Source organism: Imhoffiella purpurea (assembly GCF_000585215.1).
Classification (GTDB): Bacteria; Pseudomonadota; Gammaproteobacteria; order Chromatiales; family Chromatiaceae; genus Imhoffiella; species Imhoffiella purpurea.
On the sequence record NZ_AONC01000061.1, the window covers coordinates 19029 to 40229 of the forward strand.

At 67.3% G+C, this 21201-nt stretch carries 18 protein-coding genes; 8 read left to right on the top strand and 10 right to left on the bottom strand.

Annotated features, from left to right (window positions below; all coding sequences use genetic code 11):
- Window positions 1–19 precede the first annotated feature (19 nt).
- Entirely contained in the window at window positions 20–1810 is a 1791-nt protein-coding gene (locus D779_RS17220; RefSeq protein WP_043756428.1) for a J domain-containing protein, read from the top strand.
- Window positions 1811–1871: 61 nt separating this feature from the next.
- Here D779_RS17220 and D779_RS17225 read toward each other — a convergent pair whose 3' ends face one another.
- Together D779_RS17225 and D779_RS17230 are read right to left on the bottom strand one after the other, a co-directional pair.
- Window positions 1872–2189: a hypothetical protein gene (locus D779_RS17225; RefSeq protein ID WP_043756429.1), complete on the bottom strand. Its 318-nt coding sequence runs from the start codon at window positions 2187–2189 to the stop codon at window positions 1872–1874.
- Between the two features lie 511 nt (window positions 2190–2700).
- Entirely contained in the window at window positions 2701–3627 is a 927-nt protein-coding gene (locus D779_RS17230; RefSeq protein ID WP_043756431.1) for a LysR family transcriptional regulator, read from the bottom strand.
- Between the two features lie 114 nt (window positions 3628–3741).
- Between D779_RS17230 and D779_RS17235 the strand changes: the two genes are divergently transcribed.
- Window positions 3742–4758 carry an EamA family transporter gene (locus D779_RS17235; RefSeq protein ID WP_043756433.1) on the top strand — a complete coding sequence of 339 codons (1017 nt, stop codon included), beginning with the start codon at window positions 3742–3744 and terminating at the stop codon, window positions 4756–4758.
- Here the strand turns inward: D779_RS17235 and D779_RS17240 are convergent.
- Window positions 4691–7786 (bottom strand): efflux RND transporter permease subunit, encoded by a 3096-nt coding sequence (locus tag D779_RS17240; RefSeq protein ID WP_052348225.1) that lies wholly within the window; start codon window positions 7784–7786, stop codon window positions 4691–4693. The two genes, D779_RS17235 and D779_RS17240, sit on opposite strands and share 68 nt — an antisense overlap.
- Window positions 7783–8859: an efflux RND transporter periplasmic adaptor subunit gene (locus D779_RS17245; protein ID WP_043756435.1), complete on the bottom strand. Its 1077-nt coding sequence runs from the start codon at window positions 8857–8859 to the stop codon at window positions 7783–7785. Before D779_RS17245 ends, D779_RS17240 begins: the two co-directional genes overlap by 4 nt.
- Window positions 8860–9061: 202 nt before the next feature.
- Between D779_RS17245 and D779_RS17250 the strand changes: the two genes are divergently transcribed.
- The 3 genes from D779_RS17250 (at window position 9062) to D779_RS17260 (ending at window position 10855) form a co-directional block, all read left to right on the top strand.
- A complete protein-coding gene (locus D779_RS17250) occupies window positions 9062–9751 on the top strand; it encodes a TetR/AcrR family transcriptional regulator (RefSeq protein ID WP_052348226.1) in 690 nt (229 codons plus the stop codon).
- Window positions 9748–10464, top strand: coding sequence for a tRNA (N6-threonylcarbamoyladenosine(37)-N6)-methyltransferase TrmO (tsaA, locus tag D779_RS17255; RefSeq protein ID WP_043756436.1), 717 nt, complete (start codon window positions 9748–9750; stop codon window positions 10462–10464). The genes D779_RS17250 and tsaA overlap by 4 nt, the downstream gene beginning before the upstream one ends.
- 85 nt (window positions 10465–10549) lie before the next feature.
- Window positions 10550–10855 (top strand): GGDEF domain-containing protein, encoded by a 306-nt coding sequence (locus D779_RS17260; RefSeq protein ID WP_043756439.1) that lies wholly within the window; start codon window positions 10550–10552, stop codon window positions 10853–10855.
- Between the two features lie 5 nt (window positions 10856–10860).
- Here the strand turns inward: D779_RS17260 and sbcB are convergent, their stop codons facing one another.
- The 5 genes from sbcB to rpsP form a co-directional block, all read right to left on the bottom strand.
- The gene (gene sbcB / locus D779_RS17265; RefSeq protein WP_043756440.1) at window positions 10861–12300 is read right to left on the bottom strand and encodes an exodeoxyribonuclease I; all 1440 of its coding nucleotides are present in this window, start codon (window positions 12298–12300) and stop codon (window positions 10861–10863) included.
- A 54-nt stretch (window positions 12301–12354) separates the two neighbouring features.
- Window positions 12355–12699 (bottom strand): 50S ribosomal protein L19, encoded by a 345-nt coding sequence (gene rplS / locus D779_RS17270; RefSeq protein ID WP_043756441.1) that lies wholly within the window; start codon window positions 12697–12699, stop codon window positions 12355–12357.
- Window positions 12696–13469 carry a tRNA (guanosine(37)-N1)-methyltransferase TrmD gene (gene trmD / locus D779_RS17275; RefSeq protein ID WP_043756444.1) on the bottom strand — a complete coding sequence of 258 codons (774 nt, stop codon included), beginning with the start codon at window positions 13467–13469 and terminating at the stop codon, window positions 12696–12698. The genes rplS and trmD overlap by 4 nt, the downstream gene beginning before the upstream one ends.
- Window positions 13470–13556: 87 nt before the next feature.
- Entirely contained in the window at window positions 13557–14066 is a 510-nt protein-coding gene (gene rimM, locus D779_RS17280; protein WP_043756445.1) for a ribosome maturation factor RimM, read from the bottom strand.
- A 26-nt stretch (window positions 14067–14092) separates the two neighbouring features.
- Window positions 14093–14350 (bottom strand): 30S ribosomal protein S16, encoded by a 258-nt coding sequence (gene rpsP, locus D779_RS17285; RefSeq protein ID WP_043756447.1) that lies wholly within the window; start codon window positions 14348–14350, stop codon window positions 14093–14095.
- Window positions 14351–14828: 478 nt separating this feature from the next.
- Between rpsP and D779_RS17290 the strand changes: the two genes are divergently transcribed.
- From D779_RS17290 to cydC, 3 genes are all read left to right on the top strand, one after another.
- Complete coding sequence (locus D779_RS17290) at window positions 14829–16250, top strand: sigma-54 dependent transcriptional regulator (protein WP_043756449.1); 1422 nt, start codon at window positions 14829–14831, stop codon at window positions 16248–16250.
- Between the two features lie 177 nt (window positions 16251–16427).
- Window positions 16428–18227: a thiol reductant ABC exporter subunit CydD gene (gene cydD, locus D779_RS17295; RefSeq protein WP_043756451.1), complete on the top strand. Its 1800-nt coding sequence runs from the start codon at window positions 16428–16430 to the stop codon at window positions 18225–18227.
- Window positions 18224–19969: a thiol reductant ABC exporter subunit CydC gene (gene cydC / locus D779_RS17300; protein ID WP_043756453.1), complete on the top strand. Its 1746-nt coding sequence runs from the start codon at window positions 18224–18226 to the stop codon at window positions 19967–19969. Before cydD ends, cydC begins: the two co-directional genes overlap by 4 nt.
- Window positions 19970–20096: 127 nt before the next feature.
- Here the strand turns inward: cydC and D779_RS17305 are convergent, their stop codons facing one another.
- Window positions 20097–21188, bottom strand: a complete 1092-nt coding sequence (locus tag D779_RS17305) for a DUF1615 domain-containing protein (RefSeq protein WP_232424233.1) — start codon at window positions 21186–21188, stop codon at window positions 20097–20099.
- Between the last annotated feature and the right edge of the window lie 13 nt (window positions 21189–21201).

Below are 21201 nucleotides of genomic sequence, written 5' to 3' on the forward strand. Positions count from 1 at the left end.
GAGGGATCCAGCGCCGATCATGAGCGCTCACTGGACGCAAGAGATCGCCGATTCGCTCGCGAGCGGACGGCCTTCGAACGCGCTGGAGCAGCACCTGGACGCGCTCCTGCTCTGGCTCGGCAACCCGGACAACCCAGGCGCCGCCGCGCTCGACGCGGCGCTCGCGCGCAACCGGCTCGATCGCGGACGGGCGACGACCCGGGCCTATCGACTGCTCGACCGCCGACTCTTCCCTGCCGACCAAGGCCCTTCGGCGCAGACCCTGGGATTGGGACCGGATGCCGACCCGGCACTGGCGAAACAACGCTACAGGCGCCTGATCCAGGTCTACCATCCCGATCGCCATCCGAACCGAACGGTCTGGGCCACCCAGCACACCGAACAGATCAACCGGGCCTACGACAGCTTCCGACGCCCCCGGACCCAGGGTCGCCGACCGTCGGCATCCGCCACAGGAACAGAGGGGAGTCGTCCCGAAACGCAGGCGCACTCACCACAGCGCCGATTCGGACGCGATATCACATGGATCCTGTCTCGAATCCCCGGAAACGCCTGGAACAGGCTGCTCGGTCAGCCCAGGATGATGTACTGGGCCGGAGGCGCCCTCGCCCTGGCGCTACTCGCCGCGATCGGCTCATCCCTCCTGCACGAGGAGCCCAAGCCAAGACCCAGGATCATCCATCATCCACTCGGACAGACGGAGCGGAAGCCCCCAACGACGGCAACCGGCTCGCGCGAGGAAACGGCGCCCAACGACCCGCCCCAGCCCACCCAGCCGGTCGTGGCCTCGAACGCGATCGACAGCACACCCGAGCCGACGGGATCCAGACCGACCGCCGCAGCCGCGACGGCGGCCGACGAACCCGGCACGCCGATCACCCTCTCGCGCAGGAACGAGCCAAGCACCGACGCTCGGGAACCGGCACCGGAAGAAGAAATCGAGCCACAGCAGGACATGGCCGCCGCCGATCCGGCACGCGAACCGGATGCGGCGATCGAATCCACCAGCTCGACCACATCCCAGGGGGCGGAGGACACTGCCGCGAGCACGCGGTTTCCCGAGCCATCCGATCCCATCCAGACGCACGAGGCGCCCACGCCGGAGATCGAGCCTCCGGAGCCATCAGCACCGATCGAACCGCCGGAACCCGAACCCTCTCCGATTCCGGCGCCTCAGACCGCCAGCCCAGCCGCCGAATCCTCGGCGCCGCGAATGCCACCGGAACCGGACGACCGGACGCCCGCTCCCGAACCGTTGCCCGAGCGCCAACCGCCGCCTCGTTCCGAGTCCGACAGTCGGCCTCGGATACCGCAGAGGCTCCAGCCGGAACTCCAGATCCCCGCGATCCAGGCCCCGAAACCTCCGGCCCAGCCAACATCTCCGCGCCAGCCACTGCAGCTCGGCGTGGCACCCGCGACCATCGGATCCGTCCCGGGCTCGGACCCGGACGCCACCGTCTGCCGTCAGGCCACGGCACTGATGCAGCGATTCCAACAGGCCTACCAGTCCGGTTCGCTCGACGGACTCATGGCACTCTACAGCCCATTGGCCAAGGAGAACGATCTCGGAACCTGGTTCGCGATCCGCCAGACCTACCGGCACTGGTTCGCCAGCACGCGCGCCCGGCGCATCGACTTCGAACAGCTCCAGGTCAAGCCCACCGCCAACGGCGGGCGCTGCGCCGCCATCGCCATCTTCAAGGTCGTCTATCTGGACCTGGACTCCAAACTGGCCCAGCGCGACGGGGTCATCGAGGTCCTGCTCGAGCCCAAAGGCTCCGATCTGCGCATCCTGCGCATGCGCTATTGAGCCATCCCGTCCGGACACGAATCGCCCGATCACGAGAAATTTCGAGTGTCAAGAGGGGAAGTCAGGCGTAGAGATCCACGCCCTCGATCGTGTGCAGACCGTCGCGACGCTGCAACTGCAGAACCGACTCATAGGCCGCCACCGCCTGCCGGGCATAGCCCTCGTTCACCAAACGCCGGACCGGCAGCGGATAGGGACGCGGGGCCTGGATCTCGGCGCTCTCCTCGACGCGCTGAAAGGTCTCGACGACAGCTGCCGGTTCGACCGCGAACGACTCTTCGACCCGCGTCCCGCCATCCGTCCTTCCTGGTGCGGACCGATCCCGCGAAGGCTCGGGCTGAACCGGGTGGAAGGTCGTGTAGGAACCGGCAATCTGCATGGATTTCGTCAACCGATGGCTTCAGCCAATCAGATACCCACAGCCTTTCGAGGGGCGATCGCAACGAACAACGAAACGCCGAGATTGGAGACGCAGGCCATCGTCGATCTCAGCCAACAGTGTTGCGGTCCAGTCTAACAGCGCCTTGGCGTATCCTAAAAGTGTTGCTCTGCACCCGACGTGTTGCATCCAAGCCCCAACGGGAGGCGCCACAGCCCGAAAGAGTCGCATTGCAGTCACCTGAGGAGATGCCGATGTATCAGTCACGGGGAAACCTAAGCCGCTGATTTTGCCAATGCCTGATCGACGCATTGTGTTTATCGGCGTTTCCCTGGGGAGACGGGGCATCATCGATTCGAACGAATAATGATCTTCTTTTCCATACCTCGTAGCGACAGACCATTTCTCAAGTGGGTTCCGGGTCGATCGAGCTCGCACAGGCGAGACCGCGGTGACGGACAGCCCCGGCGAGCAGAGCCATCACCTCTCCCGGGAGGACCGACAGCTGGTCTTAGTCGGTCAGGCCGAGCCCGCCAGAAAAGGGGGCTCGCAAAGCCCCCGGATCGGATCGGATGAGATCGGCCATGGCCTCCGCGGCGCGCGAGAGCGGCCGACCCGAGGGCCAGGCGAGGACCGTCACCCGCTCCATTTCCGGCGAGACGACGGGCGCCGCGCCAATCCTGCCGGCGCCCAGCTCGGGTTCGATCGCCCGATACGGCAGCAGCGTCCGGCCTAAGCCGAGCGCGACCAATTCCAGCATGATGCGCAGACTGTCGACCTCGATCGCCACGTCCAGCGCCAGACCCAGACCGGCCGCCTGGCCCTCGACCAGCACCCGCAGACCGTGTCGCGAACCGGTCAGCACCATGGGGCCGGTCAAGGCCTCGCCGAGCGGCACCGGAATCCCGGGATCCAATCCGGCCGCTGAGTCCGCCACCAGCCAGAGCCGCTCGCGCCACAGCGTCTCGTGCTGGAGTCCGGCACTGGTCAAGGGGTGATGCACGAGCCCCAGATCGAGCCGCCCCTGCAGCAGTCCATCCTGGATGGCCCCGCTGAGCGCCGAGGCGATCCGCAGGCGCACCTGCGGATAGAGCGCCCGATAGCGGTGAACCAGATTGGCCGGCAGGGCGGAACCGACGCTCGGCGGAACCGCGATGGCCAGGGAACCGGCAACCTCCTGGCCCGCGGAGGCGATGTCCGAGGCAAGCCGCTCGAGTTCGGCCATCAGCGGACGCGCCCGACGCTCCAGCTGGCGCCCGGCCTCGGTCGGAACCAGGCCGCGGCCGGTGCGCTGGAAGAGCTCGGCGCCAAGACCGGATTCGAGCTGCTTGAGCTGGCGGCTCAGCGCGGACTGGGTGAGATGCAGCCGTTCCGAAGCCGGGGTGAGACCGCCCGCGTCCAGGACGTGCAGGAAACACTTGAGGAGCTTGCTGTCCATCGGAGACCAGAGTGGATATGCAGAAAATTCATATCTGACATCAAATCTTTACGATTGAATCATAGCGGAATCCGTTGCACAAAGGAGGCCCCGCAATCCTCCCAGGACCCTCGCATGCACGACGACCCGCGACACAGGACCGCATTCCAGACACCCGCGCTCATGGTCTTTCTGGCCAACGTCGGATTCGCCTTCAAGGGCGTCTTCGCCAAGCTGGCGCTCGCGACCGGAATGACGGTCGGCGGGGTCCTGATGCTGCGCATCCTGCTGGCGATGCCGCTCTACTGGCTGGTCGTGCGTCTGCTTCCGGACGGACAGCGGACGGGCTGGCGTGATTGGCGCGACACGCTGCTCATCGGTACCCTCTTCACGGTCGCCACCATCGCCGATTTCATGGCCATCGACCATCTGGGCGCCGGTCTCTCGCGCATGCTGCTCTTCACCTACCCGCTGCTGGTCCAGGCGCTCACCGCCATGCGCGAGCGGCGCGCCCCGACCCGACGCGAACTCCTGGTCTTCGCGCTCGCCTATCTGGGCCTGATAATGCTGTTCGCGCCCAAGGGGTTCGGCGGCCATCTGGGCCGGAGCGAGTGGATCGGCATCGCCTGCGGCGCGACCGCCGCCGGCAGCTACGCCCTCTTCCTGGTCCTGGGACAGGATCTGTCCAAGCGGGTGGGCGGAGCCCGTCTCACCGCCATGATGAATACCACCACCTTTCTGGTATTCGTCCTCTACGGGCTCTTCTGGGCGGACTCGGAGGACTGGAATCTGCCGGTCGAGGGCGTCGGCTGGATCGCCATCATGGTGGTGGTGGCCACGGTGGTGCCCTTCCTGCTGCTGTTCGAGGGCATCCGCCACACCGGGGCCGGACGCGCCAGCCTCATCGCCCTGAGCGGCCCGGCGGTGACCCTGCTCGCGGCCTGGTGGATCCTGGGCGAGGAGATCGCGCCCATTCAGGCGCTCGGCTTCGCCCTGGTGGTCGCCGCCATGGGACTGCTCCACTGGCACCCGAGACGCGGAGCACACCGGACGCGGCCCGGTCCCGCAGACTCGCGGCACGCGCTCACGCGCTCGGGCACAGACGCACCCGGAACCAAAGGGCATAGAGAGCCGGCAGGAACAGGAGCGTGATCCCGGTCCCGACGATGACGCCGCCGATCAGCACATAGGCGAGCGGCCCCCAGAAGGTATCCGTGGTCAGTGGCATGAAGGCGAAGACGGCGGCGGACGCGGTCAGCACCACGGGCCGCGCCCGCCGCACGGTGGCCTCGATCACCGCGGTCGCGGCCTCCATGCCCTGCCCCAGGTTGTCCTCGATCTGCTTGGCCAGGATGAGGGTGTTGCGCATCAGGATACCGGCCAGCCCGATCAGACCCAGCAAGGCGACGAAGCCGAACTGCTGACCGCCGGCCAGCAGGGCCAGGGTCGCGCCGATGATGCCGAGCGGCGCCGTGGCCACCACCATGAAGGTCCCGGAGAAGCTGCGCATCTGGAACATGATGACCGTGAGCATCAGCACCAGCATGATGGGCTGGACCCGCTGGATGGAGGCATCCGCCTTGGCGGATTCCTCGACCGAACCGCTCAGGTCGATCCGGTAATCGAGCCCTAGGCCCTCGCGGATGGGTTCGAGCCGGGGCAGGATCGCCTCGGTCACGTCCGGCGGCTGGGCCCCGACCACCTCGGCGTTGACCGCGATGAAGGGTTCCCGGTTGTAGCGTTTGAGCACCGGATCCTCGAAGTCGACCCGCAGGGTTCCGGCCTGCGACAGAGGGATGCGGCGCCCGTCGAGCGTCTTGATGCTCAGATCCTCCAGACGCCCGGCATGCCCGATCCACTGGGGCAGACCGCGCACGACCAGATCGAGGTGACGGATATCCTCGCGGAGCTCGGTCGCCGCGAGGCCCGACAGCTCGTACTGAAGCTGGCCGGCGATCTCGCGCGGGGTGAGACCGATGAGACGCAGCCGGTCGGGATCGAGTTCGAGGCGGAGAACGGGCACCCGCTCGCCCCATTCGAGATGCGCGTCGCGGGTATTGGGGTGGCGCGCGACCTCCTCGCGCACCCGCTCGGCGATTCCGCGCAGCACCAGCGGATCCGGCCCCACCACCCGGAAGCTCACCGGCCAGATCACCGGCGGACCGTAGAGCAGCTTGTGGACCCGAACCCGGGCCTCGGGGAACGCGCCCTTCTCGACATGGCCCTCGAGGGACTCGATGATGGCGTCGCGCTCCACCGGTCCCTCGGCGACCAGGATCAGCTTGGCGAAGGCCGGATCGGTCAGCTCCGGGTTAAGTGCCAGGAAGAAGCGGGGCGCCCCGGCACCGATATAGGTCGAGATGGAGCGCAGACCGGGCGCGGACTCGACCAGACGCTCGACCCGCTCGGCGACCTCCTGAGTCGCCCGGATACTGCTGCCCTCGGGCAGATAGACGTCCACCAGCACCTCGGGCCGGTCCGAGGTCGGAAAGAACTGTTTCTCCACCGGACCCGCGAGTCCGAGGATCGCCAGCACCAGGGTACCGAAGGTGAACGCGACCACCAGACGCTTGTGGCCCACGCACCAGCGGATGACCGAACGCAGCCGGCGATAGAGCGGCGAGTCGTAGAGGGTATCCGCCCGCCCCTCGCCTTTCGGCCCCGGCGGCTTCAGCAGCAGCGTTCCCAGATAGGGTGTGAAGGTCACGGCCACCAGCCAGGACACCATCAGGGCGAAGGCCAGGACCCAGAAGATGTTGCCCGCATACTCGCCGACGCTCGACTGGGCGAAACCGATGGGCACGAAGCCGATGGCCGTCACCAGGGTCCCGCTCAGCATGGGGGCGGCCGTGACCGTCCAGGCATGGGCCGCCGCTCGGAGACGCTCCCAGCCCTCCTCCATCTTCACCAGGATCATCTCGATCGAGATGATGGCGTCGTCCACCAGGAGCCCCAGGGCGATGATGAGCGCGCCCAGCGAGACGCGGTCGAGATCGACCCCGCGCATCAGCATCAGCAAAAAGGTGAGTCCCAGGGTCAACGGAATGGCGATCCCGACAACGACTCCGGCGCGCCAGCCGAGCGCGACGAAGCTCACCAGCATCACCACCGCGACGGCCACCAGGAACTTGATCTGGAACAGCTCCACGGCATGCGAGATGGCATCCGACTGGTCGGTCAATTGCGCGAACCGGATGCCCAGCGGCAGCTCGGATCTCAGGCGCGTCTGGAAATCGGCCAGACGCTCACCCAGATCCAGACCGTTCTCGCCCCGCTCCATGACCACGCCGAGCAGGACGGCGTCCTCGCCGCCGGCGCGGATCAGATAGCCCGGCGGATCCTCGTAACCGCGCTCGATCCGGGCGACCTCGCCCAGACGGACCAATCGGTCTCCGACCCGCAATGGGACCGCCGCGATGCTCTCCGGAGAGTCCAGCCCCTGATCCAGACGCAGATGGAGCCTGGGTCCCGAGGTCTCGATCAGACCGGTGGGCAGCAGCCGGTTCTGGGCGTCGAGCGCGTCGGCCACGGCCTCGGGCGTCAGCCCCAGGGTGGCCAGTCGCGCCTGATCGAACTCGACGAAGAACCGCTGCGGCCGCTCGCCCAGGATACGTACCTTCTGCACGCCCTGGATGCGGGCCAGCCGGTCGCGGATGCGCTCGCCCTCGCGCACCAGATGGCGTGGCGGCAGATCCGGCGCGGACAGCGCATAGAGGGCGAAATAGACGTCCGAGAACTCGTCGTTGACGAAGGGCCCCTGCACGCCGGCCGGCAGATGGGAGGCCTCGTCCTGCATGCGCTTGCGCACCTGATAGAAGAGCTCGGGGACCGCGGACGGCGGCGTGTCGTCACGGAAGTCGACGAGCAGATCGACCCGACCGGGACGGGCCGTCGTCTCGACCTTGTCGAAGAAATCGACCTCCGAGATGCGCTTCTCGAGCGGCTCGGCGACCAGATCCTGCATCTGTTGGGCGCTCGCCCCGGGCCAGACCGCCGAGACCACCAGGACCTTCACGGTATAGGCCGGATCCTCGGCCCGGCCGAGTTCGAGGAAGGAGAGGAGACCGGCGGCGGCCGTCACCAGAATCAGAAAGAGGGTGATCGAGCGCTCGCGCACGGCGAGCGCGGACAGATTGAATCCCCCCACCCCGGGAGCGCGGTCATCGCCGACGGCACTCATGGCCGGACCCTGACCATCTGTCCGGAATGGAGCCGGTTCACCCCCAGCGCGACCACCCGGGTCCCCACCGGGAGCCGGGTTCGGATGCGGGCGTACTCGCCATCGATCCCGAGCAGGGTGACGGCCTCGGGCTCGACCCGATCATCGACCAGACGCCAGACGAGCGGCCCGTCGCCGCGCTCCAGAACGGCCCCGAGCGGCACCCGCCGCTCGCCCCGAGCCTCCCCAGCGGCCTCGAACCTCAGGGTCAGGGTGGTCCCGAGGGCGAGGTCCCGGGACTCGACCGCGTCGGGGGCGTCGAGCCTGAAACGGGCACGCCAGGTCCGGGTCGCCGGATCCACGGCACCGGCGATCTCGCGCAGCGAGACCGGGATCGGCGGTCCGTCGCCGAGCGGATGGGCCAGGGCACGTTCGGGCAGATCGGCGCGCCGATCCTCGGGGACATAGACCTCGGCCTCCAGCGGGCCGTCCTCGGCCAGCGTTCCCAGCGGCTGGCCCGCGGTCACCACCTGGCCCCGCTGTCCGGTCACGTCGAGCAGGATCCCCGCGGCCGGGGCCTCGAGGACGGCGTATCGGGTGGCATTGACCGCCTGCGCCAGCTCCGCCTCGGCCGCCACCAGACGCTCGCGCGCCGCGCGGGCCGCGGTCGCCGCCCGATCGTAATCCTGCTGGCTGGCCAGCTTGCGCTTCAGCATGTCGGCGAGACGATCGCGCTCGCGCTGGGCGTTGTCGGTCTCGGCGCGCGCGCTGGCCACCTGGGCCTCGGCGGCGACCCGCTGCTGGACCACGTCGCGCGGATCGAGCCGAAACAGAACCTGCCCGGCCCCGACCCCCGCCCCCGCGTCGACCAGACGCGCATCGATCCGGCCGCCGATCCGGAACGACACCGGAATCTCGTGCCGCGCCTGCCAGGTTCCGGTGAGCGACCATGACGCGGCGCCCGACGCCCGGACCTCGGCCGTCAGCACCCAGGGCGGAAGCACCTGCGCATCGCTTTCCGCCCCGGGCCGGCAGGCGGGGAGCAGCACCAGGAGGCTCGCCAGGAGAGCCAGGGATATCGCGGATCGCCGCACGCACGCATCCTCCAAAATGAATTGGACCTAGATTATTAATGTACGGTACCGTTTAGTAAATAGCGCAAATCGCAAACGCGCCGGAAGAGGCAATTCGTCCCGACGAACGGTCGTCGCTCCGCTCGGCGTCCTGCTGAAGGGCGCGGCGTCCTGGTAACCTTGGCGATCGCATCGAACAGCACTCGACCAGTCGCCCCGCCACATGCCGCAGAAAGATCCAGACCAGACCGACGCCCAACCCACCCGAGCGGCCCGAGGGCGTCCACAGGACGCCGCCAAGCACGAGGCGATGCTCGACGCGGCCCGGTCGCTCTTCTATTCGGGCGGACTCAAGGGCCTGACCATGGAAGGCGTGGCGCGCACGGCGGGCGTCTCCAAGGTCACGGTCTATGCCCATTTCAGCGATCTCCCCGGGCTGATTCGCGCGGTCATCCTGGCCCAGCGCAATCGCATGACCGGCCTCCTCGAGGATCTGTCCACCGATCCAAGCCAATTGCGCATAGCCCTGGTCGAGTTCGGCCTCTGTCTCATGCGCTACCTGACCAGCGACGAATTCCTCATCCTCCAGCGCATGCTCGCCAGCCAGGCGACCCAATACCCCTGGCTCGGCCCCATCTTCTATCAGGAGGGCGCCGAGGCGACCCGCGACAGACTCGCCGGCCTGCTGGAGAAGGCCGTCGAGCGCGGGGACCTCGAACCTCACGACTGCCCCCGGGCCGCCGAACAGCTGCTGGGGATGTGGCAAGGCTTCCAGACCACCGGGCTCATGATCAACGGCTGCCCCAAACCGACACCCGAGATCCTGAGACAGCGGGTCGAATCCGGCGTCGATCTCATCCTCGCGGCCCATGCGCGCACCGGAGGCCCGGAGACGGAGACTCGAACGCCATGAACGTCGAGCCGATCGGAATCGTCCGCTCGCCCTATACCGACAAGTTCGGCATCCCCCGCCAGCCCGGATTGGTCACCGCGGCCGAGGCCCGTCTGGAGCTCCTGCCACCCTTCGCGCGCCCGGAGGCATTCAAGGGGATCGAGGGCTTCTCTCACGTCTGGATCCTGTTCGTCTTCCATGCCGACTGCCCCGAGGCCGGCTGGAGGCCCACGGTCCGCCCGCCGCGTCTCGGCGGACGCGCGTCGGTGGGCGTCTTCGCCAGCCGCGCCCCCTATCGCCCCAATCCGATCGGGATCTCGGCGGTGGAGCACCTGGGATTGATCGAGGACGAGCGAGGATTGGCTCTGCGCCTGCGCGGGATCGATCTGCTCGACGGAACGCCCGTGATCGACATCAAACCCTATGTCCCCTATGCCGACGCGCTGCCTCGGGCGTCGAGCGGTTTCGCGGTGGCGCCGCACAATCGCCAGCTCACCGTGCATTTCTCCGAACAGGCACTGGAGGATCTCGCCCGCGCAGACCCCGGGGGAGATCGACAGTTGCGCGACCTCGTCGCCCAGGTCCTGGCTCAGGACCCGCGTCCGGGGTACATGGATCGCTATCCGGAACGGCGCGACTTCGGCACCCGGCTCCATGAGTTCAACGTCCGCTGGCGCCTCGAGGACGGCGAGACGACCGTGATCGCCATCGAACGACCCGCGCCGGAGCCATGAGACCGGGAGATGGCACCCGGATACCGGATCATCGCGCCGAAGCGTGCTGATCGACTGGATCGCCCGACGACATGACCACACAGGATTGCGTAGATTCGACCACGACCTCTCGGAACACTTCAGAGAGGCCCTGTCGAAACAGGTCCCGATCGCGGTGATCATGATCGATGTCGACGACTTCAAGGCGTTCAACGACCGTTTCGGGCATCAGAAGGGCGACGAATGTCTGGTCATGATCGCCTCCGCCCTGCAGGAGGGACTGCGTCAGCAAGGGGATCGCGTCTCGCGCTACGGAGGCGAGGAGTTCGCGCTGACGCTCATGGGCACGGGCCGGGAAGACGCTTGCGCATGGCTCGCCCAGATCGGCAGCGAGGCCCGCGTCTGCCCCTGAACGCCTCAGAGATCGGCGTCCAGCACGCGCTCGGCCCAGTCCGACAGGGCCTCCAGAACGGGGGCCTTGGCCGGATCCTCTCCAACCGTCTCCCAGAGCTCGGCCAGACGGGCCTGGTAGCCGTCGACCTGGATGCTGCCGCCGCCGTCCGGATCGGTCAGGCGCTCGAAACGGTAGGCATCCCAGTCCTCCCGCTCCTCCGGGCTCAGGGTCTCGGGCCAGTTGCGGGCACGGTAGCGGAACAGCATCTCGCGCAGCCGGCCGTCCTCGAACCTTGGCGATTCCCCGGACAACTCGACCGGCGCGAGCGATCGCAGCCAGTCGAGGGTTCGCCGATCCCGGTCGGAGAAAAAGCCACCCGAGTAGATCATGAGGTCCGGATCGCGCGTCCCCGAATCCTCGGGCGGCCGATGCACGGCCTCGACCTTGGAGCGGATCTCGTCCGCGTACCCGGCCAGAAAACGGACCCGCTCGACGACCAGATGCGGATCGATGCGCCAGCGCTCCGCCGCATCCGAACCGAGCGTCTTCATCGGCGCCAGGACGGGGGCGCGATTCACATGGATGGTCTTCAGCGGAACCCGCTCCACGCCCTCCGGCAACTCGGCGGCGGGCGTGAAGAGACGCCCGCGGATCTCGTCCTCGGAGAGATCCAGGAGCTGGCGCGGATCAGCCCGCAGATCGAAGGCGATGACGCCATTCGGATTCCCGGGACGCGACGCCAGCGCAAGCACGGGAGCGATGCAGCCCAAGGCCGCCGGATAGCGCGCCGAGGCATGGATCAGCGGCTGACGGCGATCCAGCATCTCGCGCACCCGCCGCTTGTCGCGCAGCGTGAGCCCGTAGTCGAACAGCTTGGGCTGGGTCCGGCGCAGCAGACGCGCCATGCCGAGGGTCGCCCGAACGTCGGCCAGCGCATCGTGGGCACCTGTGTGGGGGATGGCGTTCGCCCCGGTCAGGTGCTCCAGCTTGAAGGAAGGGGTTCCATCGTCGTGACGCGGCCAGTGGATCCCGTCCGGGCGCAGCGCCTGGGCGAGACGCAGCAGATCGATCAGATCCCAGCGTGAATTCCCGTTCCGCCACTCGCGGGCGTAGGGGTCGAAGAGGTTGCGATACAGGAGGTTGCGCGTGATCTCGTCGTCGAACCGCATGCTGTTGTAGCCGACCCCGCAGGTACCTGGCTCGCCGAGAACGGCATGGATGGCGGCGGCGAATTCGGCCTCGCACACACCCTCGCGCTCGGCGTGCTGGGGCGTGATCCCGGTGATGAGACAGGCGTCCGGATGGGGCAGGATGTCGGTCGCAGGACGCGCGTAGAGAACGAGCGGCGCACCCACCTCGACCAGATCGAGATCGGTGCGCAGACCGGCGAACTGACAGGCACGATCACGCTGGGGATCGGAGCCCCAGGTCTCGTAATCGTGCCAGTAGAAGCTTTGAGCCAAGTCGGAAAAGACTTCCTGGCCGAACGGTCGCCACTGGAGACGACCGCCAGGGAATCAGATCTTTTCCTTGATGCGGGCAGCCTTACCGGTCAGGCCGCGCAGATAGTAGAGCTTGGCGCGACGCACGTCGCCCTTGCGCTTGACCTGGATCGAGGCGACCGACGGGCTGTAGGTCTGGAAGACGCGCTCCACGCCTTCGCCGTGCGAGATCTTGCGCACGGTGAAGGCGGAGTTGAGGCCGCGATTGCGGATGGCGATGACGACACCCTCGAATGCCTGGAGGCGCTCGCGGTTGCCCTCGGTGACCTTGACCTGGACGACCACGGTGTCGCCCGGTGCGAAATCCGGGACCTCGCGGGTCATCTGCTCTTGCTCGAGCTGCTGAATGATATTGCTCATGATTTCCTTGGCTCCTGTTCTCGACCGGCGCCACCTTCGCGATGGGCCAGGACAAATTCATCTAACAATGCCTGCTCGGCCGCGCTCAGACCGCGTCGCGCCAGCAGATCGGGGCGACGCAACCAGGTTCGCCCAAGCGCCTGCCGCAGCCGCCAGCGTTCGATCGCGGCATGGTCGCCGCCGATCAGCACCGGTGGAACCGAGCCTTCCTCGATCCGTTCCGGGCGGGTGTAGTGCGGGCAATCCAACAGCCCGTCCATGTGCGAATCCTGTCGCGCAGAATCGGCGTGTCCCAACGCCCCGGGCAACAGCCGGATGACGGCATCCATGACCACCATCGCCGGCAGCTCTCCGCCGCTGAGGACATAGTCGCCGATCGACCATTCCTCATCCACGTGGGTCTCGATCAGGCGCTCGTCGACCCCCTCGTAGCGCCCGGCGAGCAGTATCCAGCCGGGTCGCGCGGCGATCTCGAGCATCGCGGACTGATCCAGAGGACGCCCCTGAGGCGAAAGATAGGCGACCCGGCTGCCGGGTGCCTGCTCGTGCGCGGCCGCGATCGCATCGCGCAGCGGCTCGACCTTCATCACCATACCGGGACCGCCACCGTAAGGGCGATCGTCCACCGTCCGATGCGGATCCCGGGTGAAATCCCGCGGATTCCAGAGATGCAGATCGGCGATACCGCGCGTCAGCGCACGTCCCGTCACGCCCTGATCCGAAAGGATCCGAAACAGCTCCGGAAACAGCGTGATGACATCGAAACGCATGATTACGAGCCCTTTGGCCAGCACCGACGCGCCAGGGCCAGACACACGGTCGGACCGAGATCAGACGGGAGCGAGCGCCGGGAGATCCTAGAAATCGGGATCCCAGTCCACCTCGATACGGCCCGCGTCGAAGTCGACGTCCTTCACGACATCGCCCCAGACGAACGGCAGTAGACGCTCCCGATCGCCCTTGACGACCAAAACATCGTTCGCGCCCGTCGAGAAGAGATGATCGACGCGCCCCAGATCGACGCCCGCCGTGGTCGCAACGCTCAGACCTTCGAGATCGATCCAGTAGAACTCGTCGGGGCTCGGCGGCGGCAAACGGTCGCGCGGAACCGAGATCTCCCGGCCGACCAGCTGAGCGGCCCGGTCGCGGTCGTCACAGCCTTCCAGCCGCGCGATGATCCCCTTGCCGTGACGCTTGCCCTCGGCGACTCGAAAGCTCGATGTCTCGACACCGAGCAGCCAGGGCGAATAGCCCAGTATGCCTTCGCGGGGAACCGTCTCGGAAAAGATCCTGACCCAACCCTTGACGCCGTAGACACCGGCAACCCTGCCGAGAACGACCCGAGCGTGACCGTCACGCGACTTCATCGCCGCTGCCCCGGCCGCGCGCGAAATCAGGCGGCGACCGCCTCGCTGGCAGCCTGCTTCAACAGCTGCTTGGCACGATCGGTCGGCTGGGCACCCTGGCTGATCCAGTAGTCGGCGCGCTCGCGATCGATGCGCAGCGGAATCTCTCCGCCCTTGGCAGTCGGGTTGTAGAACCCGAGGCGTTCGATATAGCGGCCGTCCCGCTTGGAGCGGATGTCCGCGACGACGATCTGGTAGAAGGGGTTCTTCTTGGAACCACCGCGAGACAAGCGAATCGTGACCATGTGCTGTCCTGGCTCAGAACTGATTGGGCGTTGCGGCGGGCAGCCCCGCAGCAGGTAAACCGCCAAATATACAGAATCCGGAGAAAAATGGAAGAACCAATTTACACCGTCGCATCGGAATGGGGGGCACCGACACCTCGATTGCACTCGGCCAGACACGAGGGGTCCGGGTTGCGGCGATATCTCTCGCGGAACAGCGCATCGGCAGCACAAATACCACATCAATAAAAAGTGTATCTTTTACCCGACAAAAACGGGATTTTATGCTAGGGTCATCACAAATTCGAACAATGGACCCCAAAAACGTCACGCATGAGTGACGCCGGATGTCGCAGAGTTGTTAAGCTAGTGCCCAAGGAATGACGACAGAACGCGGTCGCTCACCCGGGATACTCGGCTCCGACAGGGAGGATCCCCAGGCGAATAGGCATCAGAACCGCGCTCCAACGCCGACAGCGCCACGTAAAGAGAGATCCTCATGCGCAAGCTCCTAGTTGTTTCCCAGCATCGGTTGTCAGACGAGGTCGTCGAGGCTCTGGAGGCCAGACATTGGGCGATCAGCTATGCCGCCGATCTCGAAGACGCGCAAAGCGCCGACAAGCAGCACCGCTTTCTGGTCGGCTTGGCCCTTTTCTCGGAGAAGCCCGATCCGCGCGAAGAGAGCGAACTCAGGAAGCTGGTCTCCTCCTTTCCGGATATCAAATGGATCGCCGCACTCGCCGAGGAAGAGATCAATCGCCAGGATGTGAAACGCTTCATCGCCGAGATGCTCTACGACTTCCATGTCTTCCCACTCGAGGCCGAACGCATGGCGACCGTACTGGGCCATGCCTTCGGGATGGCCAATATCGAGCGCGACCTGAACAAGCGGAGCCCACAACCACAGTCCAAGACCCCGAACCGCTTCGGCCTGATCGGCGATAGCGACGTCATGCTCGCCCTCTACCGCATGCTGCAGCGGGCCGCCGAATCGGACGTCTCCGTGCTCATCAGCGGCCCGACCGGAACCGGTAAGGAACTGGCCGCGCGCGCCATCCACGACCATTCGTCCCGCTCCAAGGGTCCCTATGTCGCCATCAACTGCGCGGCCATACCGCCTTCGCTGCTGCAATCCGAGCTCTTCGGACACGAGAAGGGATCCTTCACCAGCGCCAACAACCGCAAATCCGGCTACATCCAGAGCGCAGCGGGCGGCACCCTCTTCCTGGACGAGATCGGCGACATGCCGCTCGAGTCTCAGGCGACCCTGCTGCGGTTCCTCGAGGACAAGATCGTCACGCCGATCGGCTCGACCCGGGGCACGCACGTCGACGTCCGGGTGATCGCCTCGACCAACGTCGATCTGGAGCAGGCCATCCAAGAGCGGAACTTTCGTTCCGATCTCTATTACCGGCTGGCCTTCCTGACCATCCAGACACCGAGCCTCTATCGGCGCGATAGCGACATCGAGCTACTGGCCAACCATTTCCTCGAGCAGGTCGCCGCCGAGGCCGGCATGCGCAACCTTAAGTTCAGCCCCGAGGCATTGGCGGCCCTACGTCACTACCGCTGGCCCGGCAACGTGCGCGAACTGCGCAGTGTGGTCTTCCAGGCCGCATTGAGCTGCGACGATACCCTGATCCAGCCCGAACACCTGAAGATCAGCGCCGGCCCCATCCCGGTCGCCGAGCCAACGCATCACGAACCGCTGGAAAGGCATCCGCCAGCCGCCCCCCCCCCCTACGTGATGGGAACCCTGAAGAGCGCACGCGAGCAGTCGGAGAAGACCAATCTGGAGTTCGCCCTGGAGCGCAACGCCAGCAATATCACCCGGACCGCTCAGGACCTGGGCGTCTCGCGCATGACGCTCTATCGTCTCATGGCCAAGCATGGAGTCGCCCGCAGCGCCGCGAACCGCTAGAGACCGCAGGCGAGCGCGACAGGATGTCGCGTCGCCGACCGCTCCGAGCGCCAGGGCCGAGCCCCTGACACTCGTCCGGAGATCGTCCGGACAGATAATCCACATTGCCGATACGGACCCTGGTTCCGTATCCTCGTCGCTCCAAGATCGATGCCGCACTTCCTGGAACGACGTCACATGTCTGTCAACGCCTGGCTCAAATCCAAACGCCCCCTGGCCGGCAGATCGCTCGGCCTGGCCATCGGGCTCAACGCGACGAACGGACTGCTCGCGATCGTCCAGGCCTGGTGCCTGGCGGTCATCTTGGACGACGTCATCTTCGAAGGCGCCGGACTGGAGATCGTCACACCCTGGCTCTGGGGTCTGCTGGCCCTCTTCGCGATCCGCGCCTCCATCCTCTGGATCGCCGAGCGCTCGGCCTTCCAGGCCGCCGCCGGAGTCCGAACGACACTTCGCGACCAGGTCTACCGCCATCTGCAGCGGCTGGGCCCCGGCTATCTCGCCGAGCACCGCAGCGGCGCCCTGGTCGAGACCCTGACCAAGGGCATCGACGACCTCGAGGGCTATTACGCCCGCTTCCTGCCGGCCATGACCCTGACCATGATCCTGCCGCTCGCCATCCTCATGGTGGTGATCCCGGTCGACTGGCTGGCGAGCCTGGTGCTGCTGGTCACGGCCCCCATGATCCCGCTCTTCATGATCCTGATCGGATCGGGCGCCGAGGCGCGCAACCAGCGCCAATGGAAGCAGCTCGCGCGCATGAGCGCGCATTTCCTCGACGTCATCCAGGGGCTGACCACGCTCAAGCTGTTCGGCGCCAGCCGGCGCGAGGTCGAGATCGTCGCCCGCGTCTCCGACGACTACCGCGTCAGCACCATGCAGGTGCTGCGGGTCGCCTTCCTCTCCTCGGCCGTGCTGGAGTTTTTCGCCAGCGTCGGCATCGCCATCGTCGCCGTCTTCATCGGTTTCCGGCTCTACAACATGGCGCTCCCGGTCCCGCCCTGGCTCCAGGTGCCGGATATCAGCTATCTGCAGGGGCTCTTCGTGCTCATGCTGGCCCCCGAGTTCTATGCCCCGCTGCGCAACCTGGGCACCCAGTACCATGCCCGCATGGCCGCGGCCGCCGCCGCCGAGCAGCTGATCGAGGTGCTCGACACCCAGCCGGCCCAGCGCGCGCCCGGCACCGAGCCGCTGGCCGCCGCGCGGCCGCTCGGTGTCCGCTTCGAGGCGGTGCGCTTCAGCTACGAGGAGGGCCGGGACGCACTCGAGGACATGAGCTTCGAGATCCCGCCGGGCCAGCGGATCGCGCTGGTCGGCACCAGCGGGGCCGGCAAGACGACCGTCATCAACCTGCTGCTCGGCTTCCTCATCCCGGGCGGGGGGCGCATTCGGGTCGGCGACCAGGATCTGTCGCGGATCGATCCGGACGACTGGCGCCGTCACCTGGCCTGGGTCCCGCAGCAGCCGCGTCTGTTCCAGGGCAGCATCGCCGACAACATCCGGCTCGGCGTCCCGAACGCCGATCTCGCCTCGGTCCGCGAGGCGGCACGACGGGCGCGCGCCCAGGACTTCATCGAAGCCATGCCGGACGGATACGAGAGCCTGGTCGGCGAGCGCGGCGCCGGACTCTCGGGCGGACAGATCCAGCGTATCGCGCTGGCCCGGGCCTTCCTGCGCGACGCCCCGCTCGTCATCCTCGACGAGGCGACCGCCAACCTCGACCCCGAGAGCGAGCGGCTGGTCCAGGAGGGCATCGACGAGCTGTCCCGGGGCCGCACGCTCCTGGTCGTCGCCCACCGGCTGGCGACCGTGCGCGGCGCCGACCGCATCCTGGTACTCGACCGGGGACGGGTCGCCGAGCAGGGAACCCACGAGGAGCTGGCCGCCAGCGGCGGCATCTATGCCCGCATGATCGCCGCCTACGGCGACTCGGGCGCGCATCGCGCCACCATCGATCCGGAGGGCGACCCGGCATGAAGGAGCTACTGCGTCTCTGGCGACTCTTCCGTCCCTATCGGACCTGGATGATCCTCGGCACCCTGGCCGCCACGGTGACCCTGATCGCCAACGTCACCCTCATGGCCGCCGCAGGCTGGTTCCTCACCGCCATGGCCGCCGCCGGCATCGCCGGGGTCACCATGAACTACTTCACCCCGGCCGCCATCGTCCGGGGCAGCGCCATGATCCGGACCGCCGGACGCTACGGCGAGCGCCTCGTCAACCACGAGGCCACCTTCCGGCTCATCGCCAGCCTGCGCGTCTGGTTCTACCGCCACCTGGAGCCCTTGGCCCCGGCCCGCCTGCAGCAGTATCACAGCGGCGACCTGCTCAGCCGCATCCGCTCCGACATCGACGCGCTCGACAACCTCTACGTCCGGGTACTGGTTCCCGCCGTCGTCGCCTTCATCAGCATCACACTCTTCACCATCTTCCTCTATCTGCACGCCCCCATCCTGGCGGCGACCGGACTGGTCTTCTACCTGCTCTCCGGGATCGCGCTGCCCATCTGGTCGCGGGCGCGCGGAGAGGCGCCGGGCCGGCGGATCGCCGACGACGAAAGCAGCCTCCGAACCGCCGTCATCGACGGGGTCCAGGGCATGGCCGAGCTCACGGTCTACGGCGCGACCGAGCGTCAGGCCGCGCGGATCGACGGCCTCAGCCGCCGTCTGATCGCCGACCAGGCCCGGCTCGCCAGCGACAACGGACTGACCCAGGCGGCGGTCGGCGTCTGCGCCAGCCTCAGTCTCTGGGTCCTGCTCTGGCTCGCCATCCCCATGGTCCGCTCCGGCGCGCTCGGCAGCCCCGAGCTGGCCATGCTGGCGCTCTTCATCCTCGCCAGCTTCGAGGCCGTCGCCCCCCTGCCCCACGCCTTCCAGCTCCTCGGGCGCTCGCTCGCCGCCGCCAGACGGCTGTTCGGCATCGTCGACACCCAGCCGGCGGTCCAGGACCCGGAGGGTCCATCGCCCCAACCCACGCACTTCGACATCGATTTCGAGGGGGTCGGCTTCAGCTATCCGGACGCCGGACGCCCGGCGGTGGAGAACATCCGGCTGCGGATCCCCCAGGGCAGCCGGGCCGCCATCGTCGGGGCGACCGGCTCGGGCAAGAGCACCCTCTTCAACCTGCTGCTGCGTTTCTGGGCGCCCGACACCGGCTCCATCCGCATCGGCGGACACGAGATCTCCGAGTTCGGCGGGGACGATCTGCGCCGTCATATCGCCGTGGTCAGCCAGCACACCTATCTGTTCGACTCGACCATCCGCGAGAACCTGCTGATCGCCAATCCCGAGGCATCGCAGGGCGCCATCGAACAGGCCTGCCGCGTCGCCCAGATCCACGACTTCATTGCCGATCTGCCCGAAGGTTACGACACCTGGGTGGGCGAGACCGGGGTGCGACTGTCCGGCGGACAGGGCCGACGCATCGCCGTCGCCCGCGCCCTGCTGAAGGACGCCCCCATCCTGCTGCTCGACGAGCCGACCGAGGGACTGGACGCCGAGACCGAGCGCGACCTGATGCGCGCGCTCGACCGTCTCATGACCGGCCGCACCGTGCTGCTCATCACCCACCGCCCGGCCGGGCTGGACTGGGTCGATCAGGTCCTGGTGCTCGACCGGGGACGCGAGCTGGCGCGCGGCGATGTCTCGGTCGTGCCCAAGGCGATGGCCGCCGAACTGCTGGTCACGGCGGCGGAGGCGGCTGCCGGCCCATCTTCCTGAGCGATTCGGTCCGCACAGCGGACCCTACCGAGGCAGTAGGTTGGGCCGACGTCAGGAGGCCCAACATGCGGCGTCGCGTTGGGCCTCGTACCTCGGCCCAACCTACAGTCTGCGCAGACCCGCGTCCCTACCCTTCGTGATTGCGTGCCAAACACCGCCGATAGCGCCCCTCCACCCGCTCGGCGAACCAACGGGTGGTGAGCTTGCGGGTGATCTTGGGGCTCTCCAGCGCGATGTCCGGGACCGAGGCCGCCGGGGTCGGCAGACCGCGTCGCTCGGCCAGCTCGCGCACGCGCCGATAGAGCCTGGTGCGCTCGAAGGCGAAGGACTTCTCCTGCAGCAGGTCGCGCCGGATCGTCGCCTCGTCCATGCCCAGGTCCTCGATCGCCCGCACTGCGCGCTCGGTCTGGCTCGTGCCAGCGGGCTTGCCATCCGCGTAGCGCAGCAGGTCGCCGTCCGGTGCCAGGTCGATCCCAGTCAGGCGGGCGACCAAACGCTGGAAGGCGGCATTGCGGCTGGCATAGCGCCCGGCGTTGAAGTCGGCGAAGCGATAGAGCATGCGGTCGTAGCTGACCGGATAGTCGAGCAGCATGGCGGTACCGAAATAGACACCGCCGCGCCGGCTGAAAACCTCCTCGCGGGCGCTTCCGGGATTGCGCCAGGGATAGGGACGCTCGCGCATCGTCTGCTCGGCGAAGGCGATGCTGACCTGCATGGGGCCGCCGGTGCGCACCGGATTCATGTCGCCGAACAGGCTCTGCCCCCGAGGCACCTCGGCGATCATCTCCTCGAAGAGCTCGGACAGCTCGCGCTCGGTGCGCAGATCGGCGATCCGCTCGGCATAGGTCTGTCCGTTGGAGGAGGTCTTGCGCAGGGCGAGATCCAGTACGGCGCCCGGGATCATGTACTGGCCCAGCCTGCGCTCCATCTCGGTGCGTGCGATCTTGCCCAAATTCGGCACCACCGGATCGGCGCGCCAGCCCGATTCCTGCTCGATCACGGCCGCGACGGCGCAGACCTTGCGCGGCAGGGCCGGGATGGAGAGCGCCGTCATGCTGGTCGCGATATCGCGCGCCCAGCCGGAACGGTCGCGCAGATCGGGCGGCAGTAGACGCTCGGCCAGTTCGAGGACACGGGCACGATGCTCCTCCGGCGTTCGAGGCGGTGCCTGCGGGCGGGGCGCGGCAGGCGGCTCGGATTCGACTGATGGGCCACGCACGACCGGCGCGGCC